The sequence below is a fragment of the Herpetosiphon sp. genome (genome assembly GCF_003512625.1).
Lineage (GTDB): Bacteria > Chloroflexota > Chloroflexia > Chloroflexales > Herpetosiphonaceae > Herpetosiphon > Herpetosiphon aurantiacus.
Window position 1 is genome coordinate 1 of record NZ_DOPT01000095.1, and the last position, 26,061, is coordinate 26,061.

Annotated in this window: 22 protein-coding genes and 1 tRNA gene; 12 read left to right on the forward strand and 11 right to left on the reverse strand. The window is 49.2% G+C overall.

Going from position 1 to position 26,061, the window contains the following annotated elements; all coding sequences use genetic code 11:
* Nucleotides 1–282 precede the first annotated feature (282 nt).
* The 6 genes from ftsY to DEF47_RS21115 all read left to right on the forward strand — a co-directional run bounded on the left by ftsY (nucleotide 283) and on the right by DEF47_RS21115 (nucleotide 4,830).
* Nucleotides 283–1,248 (forward strand): signal recognition particle-docking protein FtsY, encoded by a 966-nt coding sequence (gene ftsY / locus DEF47_RS21090; RefSeq protein ID WP_012191686.1) that lies wholly within the window; start codon nucleotides 283–285, stop codon nucleotides 1,246–1,248.
* Nucleotide 1,249: 1 nt separating this feature from the next.
* Nucleotides 1,250–1,441, forward strand: a complete 192-nt coding sequence (locus DEF47_RS21095) for a hypothetical protein (protein WP_041304816.1) — start codon at nucleotides 1,250–1,252, stop codon at nucleotides 1,439–1,441.
* Entirely contained in the window at nucleotides 1,434–1,961 is a 528-nt protein-coding gene (locus tag DEF47_RS21100; protein WP_041304818.1) for a hypothetical protein, read from the forward strand. The genes DEF47_RS21095 and DEF47_RS21100 overlap by 8 nt, the downstream gene beginning before the upstream one ends.
* On the forward strand, nucleotides 1,958–2,362 hold the full coding sequence (locus tag DEF47_RS21105; RefSeq protein ID WP_012191688.1) for a hypothetical protein: 405 nt from the start codon (nucleotides 1,958–1,960) through the stop codon (nucleotides 2,360–2,362). The genes DEF47_RS21100 and DEF47_RS21105 overlap by 4 nt, the downstream gene beginning before the upstream one ends.
* A 22-nt stretch (nucleotides 2,363–2,384) precedes the next feature.
* Nucleotides 2,385–3,452, forward strand: coding sequence for a glucose-1-phosphate thymidylyltransferase (locus tag DEF47_RS21110; RefSeq protein WP_012191689.1), 1,068 nt, complete (start codon nucleotides 2,385–2,387; stop codon nucleotides 3,450–3,452).
* Between the two features lie 205 nt (nucleotides 3,453–3,657).
* Nucleotides 3,658–4,830, forward strand: a complete 1,173-nt coding sequence (locus DEF47_RS21115; protein WP_012191690.1) for a tetratricopeptide repeat protein — start codon at nucleotides 3,658–3,660, stop codon at nucleotides 4,828–4,830.
* A 259-nt stretch (nucleotides 4,831–5,089) separates the two neighbouring features.
* Here the strand turns inward: DEF47_RS21115 and DEF47_RS21120 are convergent, their stop codons facing one another.
* Both DEF47_RS21120 and DEF47_RS21125 read right to left on the reverse strand, forming a co-directional pair.
* Nucleotides 5,090–6,802 carry a SpoIIE family protein phosphatase gene (locus DEF47_RS21120; RefSeq protein ID WP_012191691.1) on the reverse strand — a complete coding sequence of 571 codons (1,713 nt, stop codon included), beginning with the start codon at nucleotides 6,800–6,802 and terminating at the stop codon, nucleotides 5,090–5,092.
* A 336-nt stretch (nucleotides 6,803–7,138) separates the two neighbouring features.
* Complete coding sequence (locus tag DEF47_RS21125; RefSeq protein WP_012191692.1) at nucleotides 7,139–8,530, reverse strand: TolB family protein; 1,392 nt, start codon at nucleotides 8,528–8,530, stop codon at nucleotides 7,139–7,141.
* 140 nt (nucleotides 8,531–8,670) lie between these two features.
* Here DEF47_RS21125 and DEF47_RS21130 point away from each other — a divergent pair, with 140 nt between their 5' ends.
* Entirely contained in the window at nucleotides 8,671–9,468 is a 798-nt protein-coding gene (locus DEF47_RS21130) for an alpha/beta fold hydrolase (RefSeq protein ID WP_012191693.1), read from the forward strand.
* Between the two features lie 45 nt (nucleotides 9,469–9,513).
* On the opposite strand, the gene DEF47_RS21135 is transcribed toward DEF47_RS21130, so the two are convergent.
* From DEF47_RS21135 to DEF47_RS21165, 7 genes are all read right to left on the reverse strand, one after another.
* On the reverse strand, nucleotides 9,514–10,029 hold the full coding sequence (locus tag DEF47_RS21135; protein WP_012191694.1) for a ClbS/DfsB family four-helix bundle protein: 516 nt from the start codon (nucleotides 10,027–10,029) through the stop codon (nucleotides 9,514–9,516).
* Nucleotides 10,030–10,072: 43 nt separating this feature from the next.
* A complete protein-coding gene (locus DEF47_RS21140; protein WP_012191695.1) occupies nucleotides 10,073–10,588 on the reverse strand; it encodes a ClbS/DfsB family four-helix bundle protein in 516 nt (171 codons plus the stop codon).
* A gap of 189 nt (nucleotides 10,589–10,777) precedes the next feature.
* Complete coding sequence (locus DEF47_RS21145) at nucleotides 10,778–12,280, reverse strand: SpoVR family protein (RefSeq protein ID WP_012191696.1); 1,503 nt, start codon at nucleotides 12,278–12,280, stop codon at nucleotides 10,778–10,780.
* 78 nt (nucleotides 12,281–12,358) lie between these two features.
* Nucleotides 12,359–12,730, reverse strand: coding sequence for a four helix bundle protein (locus DEF47_RS21150; RefSeq protein WP_012191697.1), 372 nt, complete (start codon nucleotides 12,728–12,730; stop codon nucleotides 12,359–12,361).
* 102 nt (nucleotides 12,731–12,832) lie between these two features.
* Nucleotides 12,833–13,936 (reverse strand): DUF444 family protein, encoded by a 1,104-nt coding sequence (locus DEF47_RS21155; RefSeq protein WP_012191698.1) that lies wholly within the window; start codon nucleotides 13,934–13,936, stop codon nucleotides 12,833–12,835.
* An 80-nt stretch (nucleotides 13,937–14,016) separates the two neighbouring features.
* Nucleotides 14,017–16,095: a PrkA family serine protein kinase gene (locus DEF47_RS21160; protein WP_012191699.1), complete on the reverse strand. Its 2,079-nt coding sequence runs from the start codon at nucleotides 16,093–16,095 to the stop codon at nucleotides 14,017–14,019.
* A 292-nt stretch (nucleotides 16,096–16,387) separates the two neighbouring features.
* Nucleotides 16,388–17,008, reverse strand: coding sequence for a hypothetical protein (locus tag DEF47_RS21165; RefSeq protein WP_287045330.1), 621 nt, complete (start codon nucleotides 17,006–17,008; stop codon nucleotides 16,388–16,390).
* Nucleotides 17,009–17,194: 186 nt separating this feature from the next.
* Here DEF47_RS21165 and DEF47_RS21170 point away from each other — a divergent pair, with 186 nt between their 5' ends.
* From DEF47_RS21170 to DEF47_RS21180, 3 genes are all read left to right on the forward strand, one after another.
* Nucleotides 17,195–18,574 carry a cytochrome P450 gene (locus tag DEF47_RS21170; protein WP_012191701.1) on the forward strand — a complete coding sequence of 460 codons (1,380 nt, stop codon included), beginning with the start codon at nucleotides 17,195–17,197 and terminating at the stop codon, nucleotides 18,572–18,574.
* A 27-nt stretch (nucleotides 18,575–18,601) separates the two neighbouring features.
* A tRNA-Val gene (locus tag DEF47_RS21175) sits at nucleotides 18,602–18,678 on the forward strand.
* 100 nt (nucleotides 18,679–18,778) lie between these two features.
* Complete coding sequence (locus tag DEF47_RS21180; protein ID WP_012191702.1) at nucleotides 18,779–20,464, forward strand: M3 family oligoendopeptidase; 1,686 nt, start codon at nucleotides 18,779–18,781, stop codon at nucleotides 20,462–20,464.
* Nucleotides 20,465–20,555: 91 nt separating this feature from the next.
* On the opposite strand, the gene aroF is transcribed toward DEF47_RS21180, so the two are convergent.
* Nucleotides 20,556–21,581 (reverse strand): 3-deoxy-7-phosphoheptulonate synthase, encoded by a 1,026-nt coding sequence (gene aroF, locus DEF47_RS21185; RefSeq protein WP_012191703.1) that lies wholly within the window; start codon nucleotides 21,579–21,581, stop codon nucleotides 20,556–20,558.
* Between the two features lie 74 nt (nucleotides 21,582–21,655).
* Nucleotides 21,656–22,060: a chorismate mutase gene (aroH, locus tag DEF47_RS21190; protein WP_012191704.1), complete on the reverse strand. Its 405-nt coding sequence runs from the start codon at nucleotides 22,058–22,060 to the stop codon at nucleotides 21,656–21,658.
* Nucleotides 22,061–23,290: 1,230 nt separating this feature from the next.
* Here aroH and DEF47_RS21195 point away from each other — a divergent pair.
* The gene (locus DEF47_RS21195) at nucleotides 23,291–24,994 is read left to right on the forward strand and encodes an NAD(P)H-hydrate epimerase (protein WP_012191705.1); all 1,704 of its coding nucleotides are present in this window, start codon (nucleotides 23,291–23,293) and stop codon (nucleotides 24,992–24,994) included.
* Nucleotides 24,994–26,061 (forward strand): thymidine phosphorylase (locus DEF47_RS21200; protein WP_287045331.1); only part of this gene is annotated, 1,068 nt, incomplete at its 3' end. The genes DEF47_RS21195 and DEF47_RS21200, both read left to right, overlap by 1 nt.

A 26,061-nucleotide genomic window follows, 5' to 3' on the forward strand; every position in this document is an offset into this window, starting at 1 on the left:
AGGGTGGTGATCACCCATGATTGGAAAAAACCTACCCTTGAAAGGAGGGGGTGAGGCCATACCAATCGGCGGTACATCCCACTCAAGCATTGTAAAAAACCTACCCTTGGAACATCAAGGCCAATTACTTCAACATTCTGCCCTTAGCAAACGTCTAAAACTCCATAATATCCATTGCAAATTCCCTCTTCTAGGCTAAGCATGGTATTATTGCCAAAGGATTGGCGGCAGTGCATTGGGCATTGTGCAGCCTCGAATTCATGACAAGTTAGGGTGCTTTATATGTTTCGACGACTCTTCGGTGGTGAAGAACGCTCCGAACAAGAAATTAAACAAGAAGAAAAAAAGATTGAACAAAGTGTTCAAAAAACCCGTAGTGGCTTTTTTGGCCGCATTACGGCTATGTTTCGTAGCGAAGATCCCATCACCAACGAGCTGTGGGATGAGCTAGAGGAATTGTTGATTGCTGGCGATGTTGGGGCCGAAAATGCCCTTAAAATTGTTGAGCGGGTGCGCGAAAAGTGCGAGAAGAAGGGCTTTAAGTTTGCCAGTGAAGCCCGTTCGTTGCTCAAAAGCGAGCTGGTCAACCGCCTCGATGTGGATACGCCGCAATACTCCGAACGCTCAACCAAGCCGTATGTCATTTTGGTAGTAGGAGTCAATGGGGTTGGCAAAACCACCTTGATCGCCAAATTGGCTAATCGCTACAAAGCCATGGGCAAAAATGTCATCCTCGCTGCCGCCGATACCTTTCGGGCAGCGGCGATCGATCAATTGCAACACTGGGCCGATCGGGTCGGCGTGCCGATGATTAGCCAACAACCAGGCTCCGATCCAGGCGCGGTGGCCTACGACGCAACCCAGGCAACCTACAATCAACAAGCCGATGTGCTGATTATCGACACAGCTGGGCGCTTGCAAAGCAAGCACAACTTGATGAAGGAGCTTGAAAAAATCTCCAATGTAGTCAAGAAGCGCTGGCAATATGCTCCCCACGAGGTGTTGTTGGTGCTCGATGCAACAACTGGCCAAAATGGCTTGATTCAAGCACGAGCCTTTACCCAAGCCGCCCAAGTGACCCACTTGGCCTTGACCAAACTTGATGGCACAGCCAAAGGTGGCATTGCCTTCGCGATTGTCCAAGAAATCGAGCGCCCGATTAAATATATCGGCACTGGCGAAACGATCAACGATTTAGCCTTGTTCGATGGTGAATCCTTCGTTAATGCGCTCTTCGAGGAGGAATAACATGGCAAAATTGCTTTGCCCAGCATGTAAAAAAGCCCTCAAGCTCAGCCCAGTGATGCGGGTTGGGGCGCAAGTTGGCTGCGTCAACTGCGATAATGTGCTCAAGATCGTCAGCCGTGATCCCGATAAGGTTGTGGTGGTTTCCGAAGCCGAAACCCTCAATCCTGATAGCAAACCAGAATCATATGCCTAATTGGTCGTTGACACAACTGCGTCAATTGTTGCTGATCGGCCTGTTAGCGCCATTGCTAACAGGCTGTTTGCTGATGGCTGGGCGTAACGAGCAAGCCACCATTACCGCCGAACTTGGTTCGCAGAATGTTGAGTTTGTCAGCAGCGATACCAACGGCGAGGCCGTGTTGCAAGCGCTGGATATTGGCACATTGCCAATGTTGCTCGATGTAACCTTTAATGCCCAAGTTGCCAGCGGCGAGTTGGTGATCGAGGTGTTGAGTGGCGAACAAGCCAATGTAGCGTTTACTGTAGTTGCTTCAGCCGAGGGTAGCAGCCAACGCGGCATCGTGATGAGCAATGATGTTGGCGATTTACAATACCGCGTGCGTTCAACCAACGCTCGTAATGGCATTTATCGCATCAGCTATCAGCCGCCGCCTACGCCAACCCCTACGCTAACTCCATCGCCAACTTGGACGCTCACGCCGAGCACCACCCCAACTGTTGAGCCAACAGCGGAGGTTACTGCCACACCATGATTGCAAATGCGCGGATTCGATTGATTGGCTTGGTTGGTTTGGGAGCGTTGCTCGGGGCAGTTGGGGCGTTTATGGCCTACCAATCACGGGCAATTGCACCGAGTCCTGAGCAACTCAAGCCCTATGTTTGGGCGGTAGTAGCCGTGCCATTGGGCAGCTTCATTGGCAGCTTACTGGGCCAATGGCGCTTGTATCGGCCATTTGCTGGTTGGCTGGGCTTGACCTACCTGCTCAGTTTGTTTGCAGCAGCCCGTTTAGAGCGGGTTTTTGTTGGCCAAGAGGCTGCTGTGGCTAATGGTCATGCCAGTTATTTAATTTTAGCGATTATCTTGCAAAGTATTGGCGCATTGCTGGTAGCATGGCGATTAAGCGCAACTGCCACATCAACGCCAATTGCCTAGCGCCAAGGAGACGACACAGCTCATGAAAGGTTTAGTTCTGAGTGGTGGTAAAGGCACACGCCTGCGCCCAATCACCTATACCAGCGCCAAGCAATTAGTGCCTGTCGCCAACAAGCCAGTACTTTTTCGGGTAATCGAAGCCCTGCGCGATGCCAATATTGATGAAATTGGGATTGTAATCGGTGATACTGGGGCCGAAGTGCGCAACGCCGTGGGCAATGGCTCACGCTGGGGCGTAAAGATCGAATATATTCCCCAAGAAGCTCCGCTCGGCTTGGCTCACGCGGTCAAAATTAGTCGTCCGTTTATTGGTGACGATAAATTTGCACTCTTTTTGGGCGATAACTGCATCGAAGGCGGAGTTAGTTCGTTGGTGTCGGGCTTTGCTACATCCGATTACAATGCCCAAATTGTGCTCAAACAAGTTGCCAATCCACAGCAATATGGTGTCGCTGAGTTGCGTCACGATGGCTCGATCGAACGCTTGACTGAAAAACCGCGCCAACCGCGCTCAGACTTGGCGTTGGTCGGCATTTATATGTTCGATCAGCATATTTGGGAAGCTGTTGAGGCGATCAAGCCTTCTTGGCGGGGCGAGTTGGAAATTACCGATGCAATTCAATGGCTGATCGAGCACGATTACCATGTTCATGCCCATATTCACCAAGGCTGGTGGATCGATACTGGCAAACGCGCTGATATGCTCGATGCCAATCGTTTGGTGCTCGAAGAAATCACGCCCCATGTATCGGGCTTCGTTGATCGCGATTCGCAATTAGTTGGCAAAGTAACGATCGAAAAAGGCGCTCAAGTGATCAACAGCGTGATTCGTGGGCCAGCGATCATCGGCGAAGATACGCGGATCGTTAACTCATACGTTGGACCGTTTACCTCAATCTATCATCATTGTACGATTGAGGAAAGCGAAATTGAGCACTCGATTGTCTTGGAAAATAGCGAAATTATTCGCCTGCCCAACCGCATCGAAGATAGCTTGATTGGCCGCAATGTCAAATTGCATACCTCGCCGATGAAACCCAAAGCCTACCGCTTGATGCTCGGCGATAACTCTGACGTGGGGCTGTTGTAAAGGCAAAAGGCAAAGGGCAGAAGGCAAAATAGGCACAAATTCAAGTTTTCTGCCCTGGGCTGATTACCATTCAAATGAATAAACCTGCTTTTGACTTTAACTATGGTGACTTTGACTTTTGATTGCTTACTTTTGACGTTCAACTGGTGATTTTGACTTTAATTATAGTTTTTTGATTTTTGACTTCTTACTTTTGACTTTAATTATGGCTGATAAATTCCGACAAGCAGAATTACATTATCGACGTGGATTATCACTTGAACATGCTGGGCGAATTGCTGAAGCTGTAGAAGAGTATCGGCAGGCATTACAAGAAAATCCGCAGCTTCGGGCTGCTCATGTGGCCTTGGCTAAATATTATTTGCGCAACGGGCTATTGGCCAAGGCGGCTGATGCTTGGCATGCAGTCGTGGCAATCGAGCCAGATTACGAGGCATTAACCAATTATGCCACCGTTTTGATCGAGTTAAAGCATTATCACGAGGCTCGCCAGATTTTGCGTTTATGTGTCGAGCTTTTTCCTTTAGATACCTTTGTAACCTATGAACTGGCCTATATTGATTTTGCTGAGGGCTTATATCAACAAGCGCTCGATCAATTGCTCGATGTACGGCCAATTTATAACGATGAATGGGAATTTCACGAATTAATTGGGCGTTGCCAAATTAAGTTGCAATTGTATGATGCTGCTTTAGCGAGTTTTGGTCGCGCCATTCTGTTGGTCGATGATGATGAGCAAATTGAGCAACTACAAGATCTCGGCAGTATTGCCCGCCGCTACCAAGAATTTAGCCTCGTTAGCAATGAAAAAGATGCTTGGTATGCGACCCATGGCCTGATTTGCCTTGGTAGTAACCTTGATAATGGGCTGAATCTCAAGCCTCAGGCTGAGTTTGCTTGGTCGTTTGAGGCAATTGCCACAACCTTGCAACGTGCCGCCGCCTTGGCCGAAGCCCATGTTTGGCGTTGCGACCAAGTTTTAGCCTTCGATAGCCAGAGCAAGCCCCTAGCCCAAGCGCTTGCTCAGTTATTACAACGCCCTTACATCCAAAAAATTGGTGACCCCGAAAAAATAACCTTGGTGGTGATGGCTGAGTTTGAGCAAAGCGCCATGCTCGAAGCCATCGCCGAACAGTTGGATGGGCTGCATTGTATTTTTGCCTTGAGCATGCGCACCAGCCCCGATTTGCTCGATGATATTCCCGATCTGATTGGCCTGCCAATTCAAAAACCCAGTTTGCCCTGGACAAGCCAATCGATCGCGACTGCCACTAAAACCTTGCTGGCAACGCTGGCGCAACTCACGCCAGAGCCAAATCGTGAGCAACAGCTTGATTATTACCGCGAACAGCACCGTTTAATTAGACTAAACGACTAAAATTAAGTTGGCTCTCAATTATCCCCCTCACCCCCAACCCCTCGCCTTTCAAGGGTAGGTTTTCGCTGCGAACCACGGATACGCTGGTTCATCGGTGGATGAATGACTGCCCCTGATTGCCCTTGAGGGGGTGCCGGGGGATTAAAGCCCCCGGCGTTTCCCGCCTTGAGGCGGGACGGAAGGGTGGTGATCAATCAATGAGTGTTATCAACCGACCCTTGAAAGAAAACGGGCGAGCGAATGCCAACGGTTGTTCATGCTACGAACCATTACGACTAACCGTTAGCAAGGTAATGTCATCGGCTTGTTCAGCTTCGCCAACAAAGCTCTCGATTGCCCGCCACACGCTGTCGAGCAATGATTGGGCATCGTGGAAATCGCCATTTTTGAGCACATTGGTCAAGGCTGCATCATCAAACACCTCGCCTGCCAGATTAAAGGCCTCGGTTGCGCCGTCGGTAAAGCCCAAGAAATATTCATCGGCGGCGAGGATGGTGCTCTTGGCCTTGTATGGCAGATCTTCCATAATCCCCAAGGGCAAGCCTGTGCCTTCTAAATAACGCAAAGTACGGCTGGTGCGATTGATGATAATCGGCGGGTTATGGCCAGCGTTGACATAGGCCAACTCGCCAGTTTGCGGATCAAATGCGGCAAAAAACAGGGTCGTGAACATATTGCTTGCGCCATGTTCACGCGAAATGTAGTTATTGGTCATGGTGATTGCCGCCGTCAGCAAGGCCAACGGATCAGTCGCAATTTCAGGCCGCGCTGCCAGCGATTGAGCGTTGGAATGCAGCAACGAGCGCGTCAGCGCCACAAACAAGGCCGCTGGCACGCCTTTGCCACAGGCATCGGCCACGACCAAACCAATTTTATTGCCGCCAAGCTTGATCACATCGTAAAAATCGCCGCCAACCTCTAACGCGCCTTGGTTGAAAGCCACAATTTGCCAGCCCTCAGGTTGAGGAATGTTGGGCGGCAAAAAGAAGCGCTGAATATCGCGGGCAATCGCCAATTCCCGCTCAATCCGTTCAAGGCGCAACAGTTCTTGCTGGGCCGATTTGAGTTCTTCGTAGGCGCTCGCTAGTTCAAGATTCTTCTTTTCGAGGCCACCCAACATTTGCGCATTTGCCTGACGCAGGCGCGTTGTGCCGCCACGCAGCAACGCCATGGCTGTGGTTGGGTTGGCATGCATCAAGGTTACAAATTCGGCCTCGGTGATGCGCAACAGGGTTGCGGCGGTTCGCGCCCGCACGCTAGCCGCGCGAGGGCTATTATCGATCAAAGCCATTTCGCCCAAAATTGCCCCAGGCCGACAGCGCTCCAGCAAAATTGTTTCGGTCGCCAGCGCTTTGATTACATCTACATCGCCAGCCATCACAATATAGCAATCGTCGCCGCTATCGCCTTCGCTGAATAATGTTTCGCCTGGGGCAAGTCGCACATGCTCAGCACTTTGTACCAAATTTTGAATCGTCGCCTGATCAACTTCGTGGAACAATGGCAATTGCTCTAAAAACTCGACCAACGGAGCAATGCTGGCCTCAGTTGAAGCTTTTTTGGTGACGATCAAGGTATTCCAACCACTGGCATCATCATGGTGGTAGGTGATCGAATCGGCCATTTCGCGCACCAAAAACACCCCCAAACCGCCAACTTGACGATCGTGGATGCTGGCGAAGAGATCGGGCGGATCAGCATCGTCGGGGTTAAATGGCTGGCCGCGATCAAGAATCCGAATCGCTAGCTCGCCATTTTCGAGCGTGCTGTGCAATTGTAGCGGGCCACCTTGCTCGGCATAGCTATATTTAATGATATTGGTGACAATTTCTTCGATCACTAAACCCAGCACAAAGGCTTGTTCGCTGGTTAGGGCAAATTCAGTTTCGATCTCGGTGGTGTAATCGGTGAGGGCGGCGAGGTTTTCCCAACGGGCATCAATCTCAATGCTGCGACCTTCAGATATAGCCATAGACGCACCTTGGATAGCTATCAGCAATAGGCTATCGGCTAAAAAACAGGCCCATACCCGCCGAGCAATATCAGCAGGTATGGCGATTATCGCCCGATGCTGGGCTTTTAGCAAGCAGTATTTTATTGCTGTTTATCTATTGGGTATTTGTAATGGTTCATTGGGTTGACAACCAGTTCTCATGCCCTCACCCCCAGCCCCTCTCCCACTGCGGTGAGCGAGGGGTATTCTACTATTCATGATAGGAGGTTTCCCCCTCGCTCGCTCGGCGGGAGAGGGGGCTAGGGGGTAGGGGGAATAATTGAGAGCCAACCTTATGAGCTGGTACAAGTATGTCTAAGGCGCTAAAATCAAATGTGGATTGTGCGGCTGGCTGCCCAATGCTTGGCCGATAGGTTGCAATTGGCTGCTACCCCGTTGCGCCTTGAACAATTGCCAGCCATTCGCTTGCGGGGCAAAAAAGTACAACACTTGTTCGTTCCAGCCCGCCATCACGGCTTGTTGCGGCAAAATTTGGCTTTGACCTTCTGGGCTGATGATTAAGCCATTGGATTGTTCAGTGCCGTTGAGCGCCAACCAATCATCAGCGGCCCACACGCTCGGCCTGCAGCTATTAACTGGCAGGGCACTTAACACCCCATTACGCACATAGCTCGGCTGATCGTGGTTGCATAGCAGCATGGCTTGGCCACTTGGGCTTAATGAAACAGCACTGGCCTGTAGATGTTCGAGCAACGCTACCTCGCCACTGCCATTCCAGCGATAGATCGTGGGAATCCCATCGCGCGGCTGATCAACATAGATCAAGCTATTAGCCTTAATTTCAGCTTCGAAGGCCATGGCTTGGGCCAACGGTGTAATCGCGCCAGTGTTGGCATCAAATACGATAAAGCTAGCACGACCATCAGGTTGGCTATTGAATTGGGTGATCAGTTGTTGATCAAGCCAACCAACCACCCGCGCTCCCATTGCCAGCGGATCAGCAGTAATTGGCGTGAAACTGGCATCAGCAAAGCGATAAATTTGCACCATTGGATTGCCCCAACCGCCACCAGTGCCAAAACTGCTGGCCGATGCAAACGCTAAATGGCTTCCATCAGCAGATAATTCCAAATTCACTTCAAGATCGGGCGTGTTGGTCAAACGTTGGGCGGTGCCAGTTGCTACATCAACTGCATACAAATCAACTTGCTGTTCGTGGGCTGAGGCCAACATAATGGTTTTGCCATCGTGCGACCACACTGGGGCTTGGTCAATTAAGGCACTTTTACGGCCTAACGCAGGTGCTTGATCGGAAGCAGTGGTTGGCAGCAGATTGAGCAATCGGCGTGGATTCTGCTCATCAACATCAACAACCCATAACTCAGCCAAATCGATTTGCTCGATTTTAGGATGATTATCGTTGAATACCACAATTGCCAACTGCTTGCCATCGGGCGAAGCCGACCACGGCAAGTAGGCATTTGGCTGAGTTGCATTGGCCAATTGATAATGTTGGCCCACCAAACTAATGGCGCGAATACTGCCATCAGCAGGCAGATCAAAAATAACTGAGCCACTGTTAATTGTCGGCTCGGCACTATAATCGGCCAGGGTTGCGGTTGGGCGTTCGGGCAATGAGCTAGCAGGTAGGGCTAGGCTAGGCAATGGGCTGGGCTGGGTCGCAGATTGGGTGGCACAAGCAGCCAAAAATAGCCCCAACCCGACGATTTGGGCAATCCGTCGCATGGTTCGTTCCTCCTCAATTGGTTGGGTGATACTGCTCATTGTAGCGAAGGTGGCCGAAATTACCCTGATGATCGATTGAAAATTAGCTGATACTTAGCCTACAATAGCAACAGGTTTTATCTAACGAGCAAGGAGTGTTTATGGCTTCACATCTGGTCAACGGCGTTCGTTACTACTACGAGGAGCGAGGAAGTGGCGATCAGGTGATTTTCTTCGGCCATGGTTTGATGTATCATTGGCGGATTTTTGAGCCACAAATGGAATATTTCGCCGCCAAAGGCTTTCGCTGTATTGCCATCGATTGGCGCGGACAAGGCCAAACTGAGGGCGGCGGCACACTCGACGATTATTCAATGTATCGGCTTGGTGCAGATGCTTATCAATTATTGAGTGATCTTGGGATCAAGCGAGTGCACTGGGTTGGGGTTTCGATGGGTGGGATGATCGGCCTGCGGCTTTACCCCAAACACCCCGAACTATTTCTCTCATTCACTTTAATTGATTCATCAGCAGGCGATGCACCCGAATTGCTCGATGGCTATCGCCAAATGGGCGATGCCTACTTAGCGTATGGCTTGATTCCGCCCTTGCAAGAAGGCTTGGATGCAGTTTTTTACACGCCTAAAATGGCCGAGCGCCACCCCCAAGTGCTGGCCTATTGGCATGCCTACTGGACCAACGCCGACCGTGAATCACTCTACAAAGCGATTATTCCGGTGATTGATCGCGACGATGTGACCGACACGATCAGCCAAATTGCTGTGCCAACCCTGATTGTGGTTGGCGTTGAAGATATGTCTACGCCGCCAGCCAAGAGCGAAGCCATGCAGCAACTGATTGCCAACGCCCAATTGCGCTATATCGATGATGCCAGCCATATGTCGATTTTAGAGCAACCTGAGGCGATTACCGCCGCAATGGCCGAATTTATTGGCTAAAATACCAAGGCCACAAGCTAGTATAGGTTGTGGCCTTGCTTAGAATTAGCTAGCGAGAATCGCCTGCATCCACGGTAGGTGCTCGGCATAATGGTCAAAGGTATCGCCAATAATCCAGCCAATAATTGGCGCATCGTTGGTTGAGCCAGCTTGGAACTCACGATGGGGACGCAACAAATCCTGATCGCTAAATTGAGCAATCCGCGCTACTAGGGCTTCATGGGTGGCTTCGAGACTAGCATAAACGTCGTCAAGAGGCAGTTCGTGGTAGCGTTGTTGCAGAATGCGGTTAACTGCCTCGTAGCCTTGTTGCCAAACTGCTTCGTCAATATCGATGCTGGCCCAGCGTGATTCTGAATTCAACAAAGCCAGTATGTTTTTTTCCCATAGAGACAGGTGAATCACATGATCTTTGATTGTCCAGCCTGCGGCATCGCTTGGTTCAGTGAGTTGGGCGTGGCTTAAACCAGCCAAAAACGTTTGCAGTGCTTGCCAACCAGCAGCAATCCGTGCTTGTAAATTGAGCGCAGTCATCGGAGTTTGAGCGTCAGATTGGCTCATAGTTCATTCCTTCCAACTAAAATATAGCTGTGGTATGGCTAGCTTAGCTATCAAGAATCGCCTGCATCCATGGTAAATGCTCGGCATAATGTTCAAAGGTATTACCCACAATCCAGCCAATAATCGGCTCATCGTTGGTTGAGCCAGCTTGGAACTCACGATGCGGACGCATTAAATCGCTATCGCTCAGTTGGCTGATATAGGCCAGCAGGGTTTGGTGGTTGGTTTCGAGGGTGGCAAACACTTGATCAAGAGGAAGATCGTGGTATCGTTGTTGTAGAATGCGGTTAACTGCCTCGTAGCCTTGTTGCCAAACTGCCTCATCAAGCCCAAAGCTAGCAGCGCGAGATTCAGCCTTGAGCAAGGCCAACAAGCTGTTTTCCCACAGTGCCAAGTGAATCGCATGATCTTTGATTGTCCAGCCTGCGGCATCGGTTGGGTTAGTTAATTGGGTGTGGCTCAAGCCTTGCAAAAATGTTTGCAGTTCTTGCCAACCAGCAGCGATCCGTGCTTGTAAATTGACGACGGTGATCGCATCTTGATCATCAAATTGACTCATGGTCGATTCCTTCCAGTGAACTACCACTCTATGGTATTTCTAGCATAGCAGGATTCGGCCAAAAAACCTCATTCTTTAGCACGAATAAGCTAAATTATACGCATAAAGCATGATTTACGAAGGATGAAACATGGAGTCCAGAGACGCAAAACGTACCGATGAATGCTCTGTGCCTCTGGACTAAACGGGCTAATCGATGCGACGTTCGCTGTATTCTTTCCCATCAAACGTCAGCAAGCGCTTTTTATCATCAAGCACGGTTTCAAGATTGACCGGACGCGTCCAGATTGTATGAATATGTTTGAGCGTGTCGCGGGCATAATCCATGCGCAAATCGCTGCCTTCATGGCGGTGGCGCAAATACAATTCACCCCGATTATTGTAGTTGCCATCCTCAACATAAATATAGGGCTGGCCGAAATTGGTTAACCCACTGAGCAATTGCGATTTAATTGCCCCAAAATCGCGGTTGACGATTTCGTACAAATCGGTGTCGTTGTTGTGTTTGAAGGTAAACAGTTTGTTCTCGACACAAAATTCAGGTGTAAGAAACTCGTCAAGAAAGGTAATATCGTTGTGGAAGCGCCGCACCTCAAAGACTTTTTCCATACCCTTGCCAAGCTTCAAATCCCATTCGCGCTTCTCGCGCATATCGTCGCATTGCTCCCAATCCTTGCCAAAACGCCCGCGATTCCAGCGATCTTCGATGTCGCGCAGCAGTAGCAAACCCAAACGATAGGGGTTTAGTCGGCCTGGATGGGCTGCGACAATTCCGGCATGATGGTCGGCAAAATCGATAATTTCTGAGGTTTCGGCGGCATGAGTGGTCATAATTCGGCTATGCCAAAAGCTGGCCCAGCCTTCATTGATAATTTTAGTCATGCCTTGGGGAGCGAAGTAATAGGCCTCGTCGCGCACAATTTCCAAAATATTATGCTGCCAACGATCGAGCGGCGCATAATTCATCAAGAATAACAGCACATCTTTTTGCGGATTCTCAGGGAATTTACGCATTTTTTGCTGTTCTTCTAAGAGTTTCTCGCGTTGCTGGCGCAAAAATTCCGGTGGATTAATAAAATCCTTCATATACGAACGTTCAAACGGCAAGCCTTCGGCAACTTCAATATCGTCATCTTCAACGATTGGCTGGCTAGTTTGGGCTTCAGGGCGATTAATATATGGCGAATGATAATCGATCAAGTTTTCAATTGATAAGCAAGTATCAATAAATGCTTCAACCGTTTCGTAGCCATAACGATCGATGTAGCGTTGTATTCGTCCGGCATGGTTGGCCATGGTGTCGAGCATTTTACGATTGGTTGGCGCAAACCACATATTATTCTTGAAGAAATCGGCATGGCCGGCAACGTGCGCCATTACCGTTTTCTGGTCAACAATCATATTACCTTCGAGCAAATAGGCATACACTGGATTGGTATTAATCACCATTTCATAAATGATGCTTAATCCATACACATGGCCCTTGATTAATTGATCATACTCCATTCCGAAGCGCCAATGCGGGTAGCGCGTTGGAAATCCACCCATTGCAGCAACTTCGTACAGTGTATTATAATCAAGGATCTGATAAACAATTGGGTAGTAATCGAGGCCATAACGTTTGGCATGACCATCAATTTGCTCCCAGGCTTTTTGTAAGTTGAGGGGTAAATCGTTGTTGCTGAGTGGCATAGAACCTCTCTTTGAAAGTCAGAAGGCAAAAATCAAAAGTCAAAAGGCGAGGGCTAAAAATACAATGAAGGAATGAAGCTAAACGGAAGGATCAAGATTAGAATGTTGTTTTTTACGTTTAATTACAGTAACAAAAATAGCGATTAATTGCTGAACTTCATCGACGAGATGATGACATTGACGATGATCTAATAAGGTTGATTCTTGCAGTAATTCGAGCCAATAACGCGTTTCTTCTAGTTCTTGTAAAGCGATATTGGTTTTTGAAATAAATTCAGCCGCTGAACGCGCACGACAAGCTTCACGATAGTTAGCTCCAACAGAGGTTCCTGAACGTAGAATTTGTTGAGCTAAGACTCGCCCTGCTAATGAATTAGGAATGAAATTAACTAACTGAATAATATGCAGAGCAAACTTTTTCGTGCGTGCTTGTAAATCTTGCCGCTCCATTTCTGCCTCTCTGCTGTGGAAATACGAACATGCATAAAGATAATTATGGCGCTCAAGTATGCATGTTCGTATTTTGATTTTTGACTTTCGCCTTTTGACTTGCTATTTGCCTTTGCCTAAAAAGGCTTTGATTGCATTGTAAATATCGTCGCGATCGGCAATTTCGGAAACGACCATGGTTTCATTGGCTCGAAAATTTTCGTTCAGATCATGGGCAAAACGCCCTGATCCATACAATGAACGCACTTGGCCGTAACAGAAAAGATTGACTTTGGGCAAAATTTGGTTACGCAGTAGCTCAACACACTCACGGGTATCGCCACCGCCCCAGTTATCGCCATCGGAAAAATGGAAGGGATAAATATTCCACTCGTCGGGCGAATAATGCTCCTCGATCAGTTTCAACACCAAGCGATAGGCCGACGAAATTTTGGTTCCGCCACCCTCGCGAATGCGATAGAAAACGTCTTGGGTCACTTCTTTGGCCGCTGCGTCGTGCACGATGTAGCGCATTTCGAGATGTTTGTATTGGGAACGGAGCCACGTTTCGATCCAAAATGCGGTTACCCGTACCAGCTCCTTTTGCTCCTGGCCCATCGAGCCAGAAACATCCATGCTGTAGATGATCACGGCGTTGCTTTCGGGCATTTCGGTGGTTTTCCAGGTGCGAAAGCGCATGTCATCGCGAATTGGCACCACCACCGGATCATCAGGATCGTACTGACCAGAGGCGACTTGGCGTTTGAGGGCTTCGCGGAAGGAGCGTTTGAAGTGGCGCAGCGAGTTTGGGCCAACCTTGGTAATGCCCGAATATTTATCTTTTTGCGAGATAATATTCTTGCTACCTTTGGGTTGAATATTGGGCAATTGCAGTTCTTCGCCCAACAACTGCGCCAGTTCTTCGATGGTCATTTCGACATCAAGCGAATGTTGGCCTGAATCCTCGCCTGCCTCGCCCGCGCCTGGCTGCGAGCCATCGCCACGCCCGATCGGATCGCCGTTATCGCCCTCGCCCTGCCCCACCCCACCTTGATTTTTGCCAAAGCGAAAGCGCGGTAAGTCGATTGAGGGCACAGGAATCGAGACCAAGCGTTTGCCTTGGCGGCCAATCATCTCACCATGGGAAATATATTTGCGCAGATCTTTCTTAATTTTGCCCCGCACAATTTGGCGGAAGCGATTGAGATCACGTTCAACTCGTTGCATAGGCTCACCGTTGATTGTTAGTGGAAGGAACGCACGCAAGCGAACGGATGCCTCATTGAACCCGTTCGCTGTGTCCGAGCCTACTTGCGCTGAGTCGCATCGCCACGAGCGAAAATACTCGCGACATAATTCAGCACATCGGTAGCACTTTGATCGTTATAGCCAAAATCGCGAATTAAGCGGGTTTTGACCACATCGATTTTTTCTTGAGTATCTTTATCGACAACACTTGAAACTAAACTAGTTAGTTTGATGCTGTCTTTTTGATCTTCAAAGAGTTTTAATTCTAAGGCCCGATGGAGTCGTTCATTCGTGCGATAATCAAAGGTTTTGCCTTCGATTGCTAATGCTCCGATGTAATTCATAATTTCGCGCCGGAAATCATCTTTACGATTATCAGGAATATCGATCTTTTCTTCGATCGAGCGCATCAGCCGCTCATCTGGTTCCTCATAGGCTCCAGTGAATTTATTCCGCACTTTTTCGCGTTGGGTATAGGCTTTGATATTGTCGATATAATTGGCGCACAAACGCTTGATAGCTTCTTCATCAGCCGAAATAGCGCGTTGCACTTCATTCTTAACAATATCAGCGTACTCTTCCTTGACAATCGCCAATAATTCGCGATAGCGTTTACGATCTTCTTCATTAGTAATGAGTGAGTGGGTTTTGAGGCCGCTTTCTAGCTCATTCATCACCATAAATGGATTGATCCCGCCATCGCTTTGGTAATTGACCAAGGCATTGCTAATTTTGTCTTGGATATAGCGTGGAGAGATGCCTTCCATACCTTCACGCCGTGATTCTTTGCGCAATTCTTTGATATTATCTTCAGTGAAGCCAGGCAATGATTTTCCATTGTAGAGCTTCATCTTTTGCAATAACGTCAAATTAGCGCGTTTTGGTTCTTCAAGTCGGGTTAAAATTGCCCACATTGCGGCAACTTCGATGGTATGCGGCGCGATATGTACCCGTACATTCTCTGAATTGAAATCCTTTTCGTAAATTCGAATTTCATCACGCAATCGCGTAATGTATGGAATATCAATTCGTACAGTACGATCCTTTAATGCTTCCATAAACTCATTATTTTCAAGCTTACGGAATTCTGGTTCATTTGTATGCCCGACGATAACTTCATCGATGTGAGTTTGTGCGAACTTCTTGGATTTAATCCGATGTTCTTGTGAAGCACCAAGCAAATCGTATAAAAATGCTGTATCGAGCTTAAGCATTTCGACAAATTCGATAATGCCACGATTAGCAATATTAAATTCACCATCGAAGCTAAATGCTCGTGGATCGCTATCAGAACCATAAATAGCAATTTTACGATAATTAATATCGCCAGTTAATTCAGTGCTATCTTGATTCTTTTCATCTTTTGGTTGAAATGTGCCGATACCGACGCGATCTTGTTCAGAGAAGACGAAGCGACGTACACGGACATGGCGCAGCACTTTGGCAAAATCGCCATTGTAACGACGCATCAGATCGCGGAAATTATAGCGACAAGAAGGATCAAGATCACCAGTAATTGTAATATGATCGTCTGGTTCGAGGTTGGCATTGAATTCGTTTAAAAATGCCTCGCGCATTTCCATCGGAATCAAGTGCAGCGGATCTTCGTGCATTGGGCAGGGGTCCCAATCAGCATCCTTGACTTTACCAGCGTCGAGATCTTCGATATCACCTAAAAACCAATCGAATGTATACAGCGCACCTTCCTCACTGCGCGAGTAGCGTTCGAGACCACGTTTCAGTCGGCGGGCGATGGTTGATTTGGCTGAGCCAACCGGACCATGCAGCAACAGCACCCGTTTTTCTGTGCCATAGCCGTGAGCCGCAGCCTTGAAGAAATTAACCAAGCGCATTAATGGGATTTCCAAGCCAAAGATGGCATCTTGCTCGTCAAATTCGTTGGTGGTAAAGAAGTTATAACGAATTAACTTCTTCTTGGCATCGATGAACTCTTCCAAGCCATACGACATAATCATGTCGTAGATCCGTTGGAAGGCATTGCGGGTGACCTTGGGATTATTGGCCACGATGTCCAAATAATCCTGGAAAGAGCCAGCCCAATTGAGATTCTGATAGTTTTGCTGATCTTGTAAGGTACTCAGCAATGACATCAGTTGCGAGCCGGAGGGAGTCGTCATAGTTGGCCTCCTACATCACCGCCACGCGGCGGGAACAGAGCGACGACGGAGGGGTGGGGTCCGCCGATAGATACCGAGGAACGCGGACAAAGCCGACTGAAAATGAGCCAACACCAAAGCACGGCAATTGTTCTGGCAGGTTGATAAGCTTTGAGAATGTGCGCTGCCAGAGGATGGTTTAAGAGGAAGTGCCGTTGCTACTTCGGCTTTTCAATTATAGCAATCGCAAGATTCATCGTCAAGAAACAAATGTGCCGCAAAAGTACCGTTTTTATAGCCTACCATAGGGGATTTAGCTACCTGATTGGTTACTCTGCAAACTCGCTTGCAGGTCGAGAATCTGTTGGTACAGCGCTTCAGCATTGGGCACACCTTCAAAAAAAGTGGAAAATCCACTGTTTACCCCAAGGAATAAATATTGGGGGAGCGCTGGTTTATCATTGAAGATAATACTTTGCTGGCCATTCGGCAGGCGATCAAGGACAACGGAGTCGATTCGTGCCAAATGGTGGCTATGTTGATAATCGCGTTTCAACCAATGGATGTGAATCAATGCTCGACGGTTGGTCAGCATATAGTAGGTATGGCGGCGTAAGTAGCGGCCCAAAAACAACCTACCAATTCCCATATAACTTGCAAATGAAACAAATAAGCCAAGGATAATCCAGTTCGCCGACGTTGATTGTTTCCCATCTGCAAAGATAACTTGCGTAATTCCGAAATAAAGCCACAATCCACCAAAAACTATGGGCGCAAGATCAACGGGATAAAACTTAAAGCCTTGGACCGGCTGGCCTTGCCACAGAATTTCTTCATTAGGCAGTAGTTTCAAATGCTGATTGTTGACTGGAACGCTGTAGCTCATCTTAATTTCTCCATCATCTAAATCGACTCCATTGGTACGCTCTAGCACGCTGTTTGTTCCATGACCCTAGCCCATAGTTCTCTTAACATTTGTTCATCCAATGCCGCTTGCATTTGAGCTACACTCTGGTTATTATTTATGAACGGAATTCATAAATAACGTTTTGCGGCGAATAAACTCACTCTATTCAGCGAACGATAATGCAACAACGGCAATACAGCCTGGAGGTGGCACATGACGGTTAAGATGTTACCTGGCCCCAAAGGAACCCGCCTCGGTGGAAGTCGGCGCGATTTACATAAATATGGCCCGTTGGGCTTTTTCGAATATCTAGCAAGTTTTGGCGATTTCACGACCTGTCGCATGGGGCCGTTTCGGGTCTATCTGGTCAATGATCCGGCTGGGATTCAAGAGCTTTTGGTGACCAATCGCGATAAGGTGCGCAAAAATGGCGGCGATCGCGAGTTGCTTTCGCGCTTTTTAGGCAATGGTTTGCTCAGCAATGATGGCGCTGATCATCAAAAGCAGCGCAAATTGGTTCAGCCTGCGTTTCATATGAAGCGCATTCAGGCCTACGCTGAAACCATGGTTGAGCATACCCAAGCCATGCTCGAACGTTGGCACGATGGCGCGATTCTGGATATGGATCAGGCCATGATGGAATTGACCTTGACGATTGTGACTAAAACCCTCTTCAATGCAGACATTAGCGAACAAGAAGTGCGCCAAGTTAGCCAAGCCATGGAAGATATTCAGGTTAACTTTACAATTATCTCGGAGCAAAGTGTACCGCTGCCGCGCTGGGTTCCAACGCGGGCTAATCGGGCGCTGGAACATGCCAGCAAACAGATCGATCAAGTGGTGCAGCGGGTGATTCGCGAACGCCGTGCCAGTGGCGAGGATACTGGCGATCTCTTGTCGATGTTATTGCTCTCAATCGATGATGGCAATGGCCAAGGCATGACCGACCAACAAGTGCGCGATGAAGTAGTGACACTGTTTTTGGCTGGTCACGAAACCACTGCCAATACCTTAACTTGGTGCAGCTACTTGCTCAGCCAAGCGCCTGAGGTGCGCCAACGCTTGCAAGCCGAAGTTGATGAGGTGTTGCAAGGCCGCCCAGTTACTTTGCAAGATTTGCAAAAATTGCCCTATACTGAAATGGTGATCAAAGAGACCTTGCGCATGTATCCGCCGGCTTATGCCTTGAGTGCCCGCGTGCCAACCGAAAATATTACGGTGCTTGGCCAAACGATTACCCCACGTCAGGCCGCCATGGTTTCGCCCTATGCTATGCATCATAATCCGCGTTACTGGCCTGAACCAGAGCGCTTCGACCCTGAACGATTTAGCCCAGAGCAAGAACGGGCACGCCATAAATATGCCTATATTCCATTTGGGGCTGGCTCACGGGTCTGCATTGGCAACGTTTTTGCCATGATGGAAGCCCAATTATTGTTGGCAACCATGATGCAGCATTATGATTTCACGCTTGATCCAACCCAACGAGTCGAGTATGATCCGCAAATTACCTTAGGGGTGAAACATGGCTTGCGGGTACGTTTAGCTCAACGCCAACCAGTGGAGCAAAGCCTCGAATTTGCAAAAAGCTGAGAGCTATGGTAGTATACGCGGGCGCGTGGGCAGTTAGCTCAGTTGGTTAGAGCGCCACGTTGACATCGTGGAGGTCACTGGTTCGAGTCCAGTACCGCCCACCACTCGCAAATCGCCCTCGTTGAGGGCGATTTTTTATTTGTGTAGGTTTTTGCGGTGGTTTAGCCCTTTGAGAGTAGCAACAATCTAGCAAGGAGTTCTGGCATGAGTTTGAAGATTGACCCACGCGATTGGGCCACAGTTCAGCCCTACTACGATTCACTTGCAGCCGAAGAGCTTACGGCTGCCAATGCAACTGCTTGGTTAGGCCGTTGGAGTGAGTTGGAAGCCCATTTGCAAGAATTCGGCTTCAAGGCCTATCGGGCGATGACCGAAAATACGCAGGATCAGGCCGCCGAAGAGCTGTACCTCTACACAATTGAGGAGTTGACCCCGAAATCCAAGGTTGCCGCCCAAACCTTGAAAGAAAAAATTTTGGCGCTTGATCCAACGCTGTTGCCAGCCAAAATGCAAGAAATGCTGCGGCGATTTCATGCTGAAGCCAATTTATTCCGCGAAGAAAATGTGCCACTATTGACCGAAGTTGAGCGCCTGAGTGCGGAATTTAGCAAATTGATGGGTGCAATGAGCGTTGAGTGGCAAGGCGAAACCCTGACCATGCAAGCAGTCGTTAAGCTGTTTAGCGACCCAGATCGCAGTGTGCGCGAAGCTGCATTTAAGGCTTATCATAGCCGTTTTTTGCAAGACCGAGCAGCTTTCAACGAGATTTATCTCAAGCAACTTAAGCTTCGTCGCCAAATTGCCACCAATGCAGGTAAAGCCAGCTATTTGGATTATGTCTGGGATCTCTATGGGCGCTTCGATTATACGCCTGCCGATTGCCGCACCTTCCACGATGCAATTGAACATGAAGTTGTGCCGTTGGTTGAAAAATGGTTGGCAGTCCATCAAGCCGAATTAGGCGTTGATAGCTTGCGACCATGGGATATTTTGGTTGATTCGCAATCACGCCCAGCTTTAACTCCATTCCAAAGCGCCGATGAACTCGAAAGCGTCTGCCAAACAATCTTCGATCGCGTTGATCCTGAACTGGGAGCGCAATACACTCGCATGCGTGATGGCTGGCTTGATTTGGATTCACGGCCTGGTAAAGCACCTGGTGGTTATTGTGGCGGGATGTTTGTTTCCAAAGTGCCCTACATTTTTATGAATGCGGTTGGCACCCATGATGATGTCCAAACCATGTTGCACGAAGGTGGCCATGCTTTCCACTTTATGGAATCATCGGCAACCAACGATTTGATTTGGAATTACGATGGGCCAACTGAATTTTGTGAAGTCGCTTCGATGGCGATGGAATTGTTGGCAGCGCCCTATTTAGCCAACGCTAAGGGCGGTTTCTACAGCGAAACTGATGCCCGTCGTGCTCGTGCAGAGCATCTTTGGAGTATGCTCAAATTCTTGCCCTATATGGCGACCGTCGATGCCTTCCAACATTGGGTCTACATTGAAGCGCCTGAAGATGTAACGGCTGAGCAGCTTGATGCCGTGTGGAAAGACCTCTATCAGCGCTTTATGAGTGGGGTGAATTGGGATGGCTTCGAAGATGTACAGACCACAGGCTGGCATCGCAAGCAGCATATTTTTGAAGCTCCGCTCTATTATGTAGAGTATGGCTTAGCCCAATTGGGGGCGCAACAAGTTTGGCGCAACGCTTTAGCTGATCAAGCGCAGGCCGTAGCACAATATCGCGCAGCCTTAGCCTTGGGCAATACCAAACCACTGAGTCAATTATTTGCAGCGGCTGGGGCAAAATTTGCCTTCGATCGGGCAACTGTCGGCGAATTAGCCCGCTTAGTCGATCAGCATCTGACCACACTCCGTGATTAATCGCCAAACCAATTCAAAACCGGATCAAGGCTTGCCAGCGCTTGATCCGGTTTTGATATTTAGCATTGGGCCTACGCATTAACGTTTACTACTAGGCAACTGCTAATTCTGGCTCCAAAGCTGCGATCAGGCGACGAACTTGTTGCATCAATTGGGCAAAATTGTGGTGGTTGAGTGATTGAGGGCCATCGGAAGAAGCACGGTCGGGATCGTGGTGAACTTCGATCATCAGACCATCAGCGCCAGCGGCCAAGCCGGCCAAGGCCATTGGCTGCACCAAGTACCATTTGCCAGTGCCATGGCTGGGGTCGGCAATCACCGGCAAGTGAGTCCGACGCTTGGCAACTGCCACAGCATTCAAATCGAGGGTGTTACGGGTGGCAGTTTCGTAGGTGCGAATACCGCGTTCGCACAAAATAACGTTGCGATTACCAGTCGCGAGAATATATTCAGCCGCCAACAACCATTCTTCGACTGTTGCTGAAGGGCCACGCTTGACCATGATCGGCTTACCCGTTTGGCCTGCTTCTTCCAAGAGGGCGAAATTTTGCATATTGCGAGCGCCAAGTTGGATGATATCAGTGTAGCGGGCGACTAATTCAACATCACGGGTATTCAGGGCTTCGGTGATGATTGGTAAACCTGTTTCTTCGCGAGCTTGGGCCAAAATTTTCAGGCCTTCTTCGCCCAAACCACGGAAAGCGTAGGGTGAAGTGCGTGGCTTGAATGCGCCACCACGGAGGATATTGGCTCCGGCTGCTTTGACCGCGTGTGCTGTACTTAATAATTGCTCAGCACTTTCGACCGAACATGGCCCAGCCATCACGACTGGAGTACCGCCGCCAATTTCCAAATCGCCAATCCGAATGACGGTATTGTGTTGTTGAAACTCGCGGCCAGCTAATTTATAGGGGCGCGTAATTCGCAAGGTTGTTTGCACGCCGCTCATCGATTGCAATTGTTCTTCCAAGCCCGCTGGAATTTTCGCACCAACAACTCCAATCACAATTCGTTCCTCGCCTTCCGATAAATGGCCTTTGAGCTTATTTTCGGCTAAGCGAGCCAATACAGCGTCACGGTCGGCGAGGTCAGCGTGGGCCTTCATTACAACGATCATGGTCAAATGCCTCCAAAATTAACAAACCCTAATTACCAATACCAAGTACCGCAGCGAACAAATGACAGCCAGTTTTAGGCAGGTTGCCAGGTGGGCAGGTTCAACAACGCTGTTGATTGAGCGCGCTCAGGGCGCAATTTGGCGGCATCGCCAAGATAGCAATGGATAATCTCGCTGGGTTTGCGGCTGGTGTTCCACAAAATCAGCACCCGAATACACATCGATAAACTGCCAGGAACATCCATTTCGTGTGCACAGAGCATAGCCAAGTCGTTCCAGCCCAACTGGCGAGCAGCCAAGGCAGGAAATTGCGCGTTAAGGTTCGATGAGGTGGTGAAAAAGACACATGCAACATCGTCAAGATCAATCTCGTTGGCTTGAACCATGGCCAGCAACAACTCACTGGTTGCTGCCAGGACGGCCTCTGAACTATTTTCCACCGCCACCGTTGCCCCGCGAACTCCACGACAAACGAGCATAGCATCCTCCAGTGAAGCACAACAAAAAGCGCGGAGCTTGTCGCTCCGCGCCGAAGGTCATTTCCAAAATCAGTAAGGGTGTGTCTAATCCTTCGTAGGCAGCGACAACTCAATATGGCAGCTAAAGTAATAAAAATAGCTGCTAAAGAAGGCATATGAGTTGAAGCTGTTGAACGATTGCATGGTAGACAAAACCTTTATCAATTACGATTGGCCGGAGCATACCACATGGCTCAGCATTTCGTCAAGTACTAATTTAAGCAACAAACTTAACAATCGTTCGTGGGGTTATATGTGTATGGCGAGAGGCTGAAGGCTATTGGCTATCGGAATAGTTTAGAGTTTTCATGATCGTGCGGCCCAAAGCCAAAAGCCCATAGCCAATGCATCTTCGTGCAATTCGTGGCTCAAAAAACTGCGTGCCTTCGTGTTCTTCGTGGATCGGAATGTTAACGCACATCAAAATACCGATATGGTGCGATAATCAGCATAAGTAGCTGGAGCGCCATTGGGAGTAATACAGTGCCAATATATCGGGTAGGATCTTGGTCAAGGATGAAAAAGCCTGCACTAAACCCGATTCCAACTAACAAGATTAACCCATACATGCCAAAGGTGGTTTTTTTAAGCAATATGTGGGAATTTCGCGATACCCCAAGCGCTATAATGCCCCATGAAAGCAACGTAAAAAGCAGGATTCTCCGAACAATTCGCCAACAGAAGATCAGCGATACAAACATATTCCGATAATTCAGATCATTATTAACGCTCATAAGCCATACAGTCAAACTGATAACTGGGTTTATTATTAATTGTCACTGTATACATTTATTCATCTCACATTATTTCATTTCGATTGACAGCAACCATTATAAAGAGTAAATAGAAACTTGAATTAGTATTTATGTAACAAATGGGTAACAACCAAAAATCGCACCGTAGGAATTTAATAACAAGCCAATATAAAAAGCTTTATGCATTTTCTTCAACACAGAGGCGAAGAGATAAGGATGAAGGATGAATAGTGTGGCACTAACCTATTAGCTTTGGAATAAGAGACCTTCGTGTTCTTCGCGTTCTTCGTGGTTTCAGCCCAACTGGTCCCTAGCCCCTGACAACTGACCCCTCGCTCGTTCTGCTAGTGTTTCGTTAATCCTTGGTAAATCGCCCATGGATTGGCTAAGCCTGTGGTGTATAATTTTCGATAGTATTAAGTGTGGTGAGGCAACGATGCCAAAAATTGTGCCTGGGTATCACATTACAACCGCTGCCCAAATTCGGGCAATCGAGCAACATGCTGTTGACGAAGGGGCGACGTGGGCTGGCCTGATGGCCGAGGCTGCACGCGGCATGGCCGATGTTGGATTAACCGTGATCGCCAAGCAAACCAACCCCAGCGTGTTAGTGCTGGTTGGTTCTGGCAACAATGGCGGCGATGCTTTGGTGATTGCACGGCATATCAAAGAGGCTGGCTTTCCAGTCACCTGCTATCTATATAAACGCAAGCCGCACGCTGATGATTGGCCGTTTGCTGCTGCCCAAGCCGAAGCCATTCCAATGATCTTCGCTGCTGATGATCCACAAAATCAGCAACTCCAGCAACTGTTGCAAACCAACACATTCATCATTGATGGGTTGTTTGGCATTGGCCTGAGTCGTTCGTTGGCGGCTGAGGTAGTCCAAATTATCGATTTGGTCAATGCCAGCAAATTGCCAGTTTTGGCAGTCGATGTGCCTTCGGGCCTTGATGCTGACAATGGCAAGATTTGGGGCACAATCATCAATGCTGCCTACACCGTAGCGGCTGGCCTAACCAAACGCGGCCATCATTTGTACCCAGGTGCGGCCTATGTTGGCAAATTGGCAATCGCCCCCTTTACCCTACCAGATTCTATGGAGGAGCCGATGACTACAACTGAACTGAATCTTGCGACAATCCGTTCGCTGGTGCCGGCCCGTCCGGTTGATGGCCATAAAGATACTTTCGGGCGCGTGATGGTTGTGGCTGGCTCGTATCTCTATCCTGGCGCGGCTTGGCTTGCGGCCACGGCGGCGGCTCGTTCGGGTGCTGGGGTAGTAACCTTGGCTTGCCCACGCTCAATTTATGGCAGCACCGCCGCCCATCTGCATGAAGTAACCTATTTGCCGTTGCCAGAAGTTGAACCAGGCGAGTTGACCGAAGCCGCTGCTAAGTTGGTGCACGAAAAACTAGCCAAATATAAAGCCTTGCTGGTTGGACCAGGCCTTGGCACCGAAACAGGCACTGGCGATTTTCTACGGGCGCTGATTGGCTTGGCCTCAAGCAAACGTCGGTTAGGCGTAGGTTTTCTTGGCTCAAGCGAGCTTGAGTTGCCGACCAAACGCAAAGGCGGGGTTGGTTTCGGCCTAGCTGCTCGGCCCAAAGAAGAAGCAAAGGCTGAAGAAGATGGCCCAGTCGTGCTGCCACCGCTGGTTATCGATGCCGATGGCTTGAATATTTTGGCCACAATTGAACATTGGGAAGAAAAATTACGCGATCAGCCTGTCGTGCTCACACCACACATCGGCGAGATGGCCCGCTTGTTGGGCGAAGAAAAAATCGGTGAAGATCACCCACAAATTGCACTCGAAGCGGCAGCCCGCTGGGGCGTGACCGTGGTGCTGAAATCGGCCCACACAATTATTGCAAGCCCTGATGGCCGCTTGGCGTTGCATGGTTTGGCTAACCCAGCATTGGCAACCGCCGGATCTGGTGATATCCTTGCAGGACTAACTGCTGGCTTGATGGCACAAGGCTTAGCCCCATTTGAAGCCGCCCAGCTTGCAGTTGGCGTGCATGGCGTTGCAGGCGCTCTGGTTCGTGAAGAACTCGGCGAACGCGGCACCATTGCTAGCGATATTCTTAATCGCCTGCCCTTAGCATGGCGAAAACTTACAGAAGGCGGATTAAAATAATGCGTGCGGTTGATCTGATTATTAAAAAACGCAATGGAGCACAGCTCTCAACCGAAGAAATTCAATGGCTGATTCAGGGCTATACCAACGGCAGTGTGCCCGATTATCAGATGGCGGCGTGGGCCATGGCGGTTGTGCTCAAAGGCATGGATGATCGCGAAACCACCGATTTAACCCTTGCCATGGCCGCTTCGGGCGATCAGCTCGATTTGCGTGATTTCGCGCCCGATGCCGTTGATAAGCACTCGACTGGCGGGGTTGGCGATAAAACTAGCCTTGTGCTGGGGCCAATGTTGGCAGCCGTTGGTTTGCAAGTTGCCAAAATGTCGGGGCGGGGCTTGGGCTTTTCGGGCGGCACGCTCGATAAACTTGAGGCCATCCCCAACATGCGCATCGACCTGAGCGAAGATGAGTTTCGCCATGCCATGCGTGAGATTGGCATGGTGATTATGGGCCAAACTGCTGATCTCGCACCTGCCGACAAAAAGCTGTATGCGTTGCGCGATGTGACTGGCACTGTCGAATGTATTCCGCTGATTGCAGCCAGCATTATGAGCAAAAAGCTGGCGGCTGGAGCCAAAAGCATCGTACTCGATGTCAAGGTTGGGGCGGGGGCGTTTATGAAAACCCTCGATCAAGCCCGTGATTTGGCCCGAACGATGGTGCGGATCGGCCAATTGGCTGGCCGCAATGTCGCTGCGATCCTTTCGTCGATGGAGCAACCGTTGGGCTTGACGATCGGTAATGCGCTGGAAGTGCGCGAAGCGATTGAAACGCTCCAAGGTCGCGGCCCCGGCGATTTGGTTGAAGTTTGTTTGACCCTTGGCTCACATCTGTTGGTTTTGGCTGGCAAGGCCCAAAATCTTGATGATGCCCGCCAACAGTTGCAAGCAAGCTTGGATAACGGCCAAGCTTGGGCTAAATTCCGTGAGTTTGTTGCCCAGCAAGGCGGCGATCTCACGGTGATTGACCAACCAGAAACCCTGCCAATCGCCCCAATTCAAATCAGTTTGCTGGCCGAGAGCAGCGGCTTTGTCCAACGCATCGATGCCGAAACCTGTGGGATT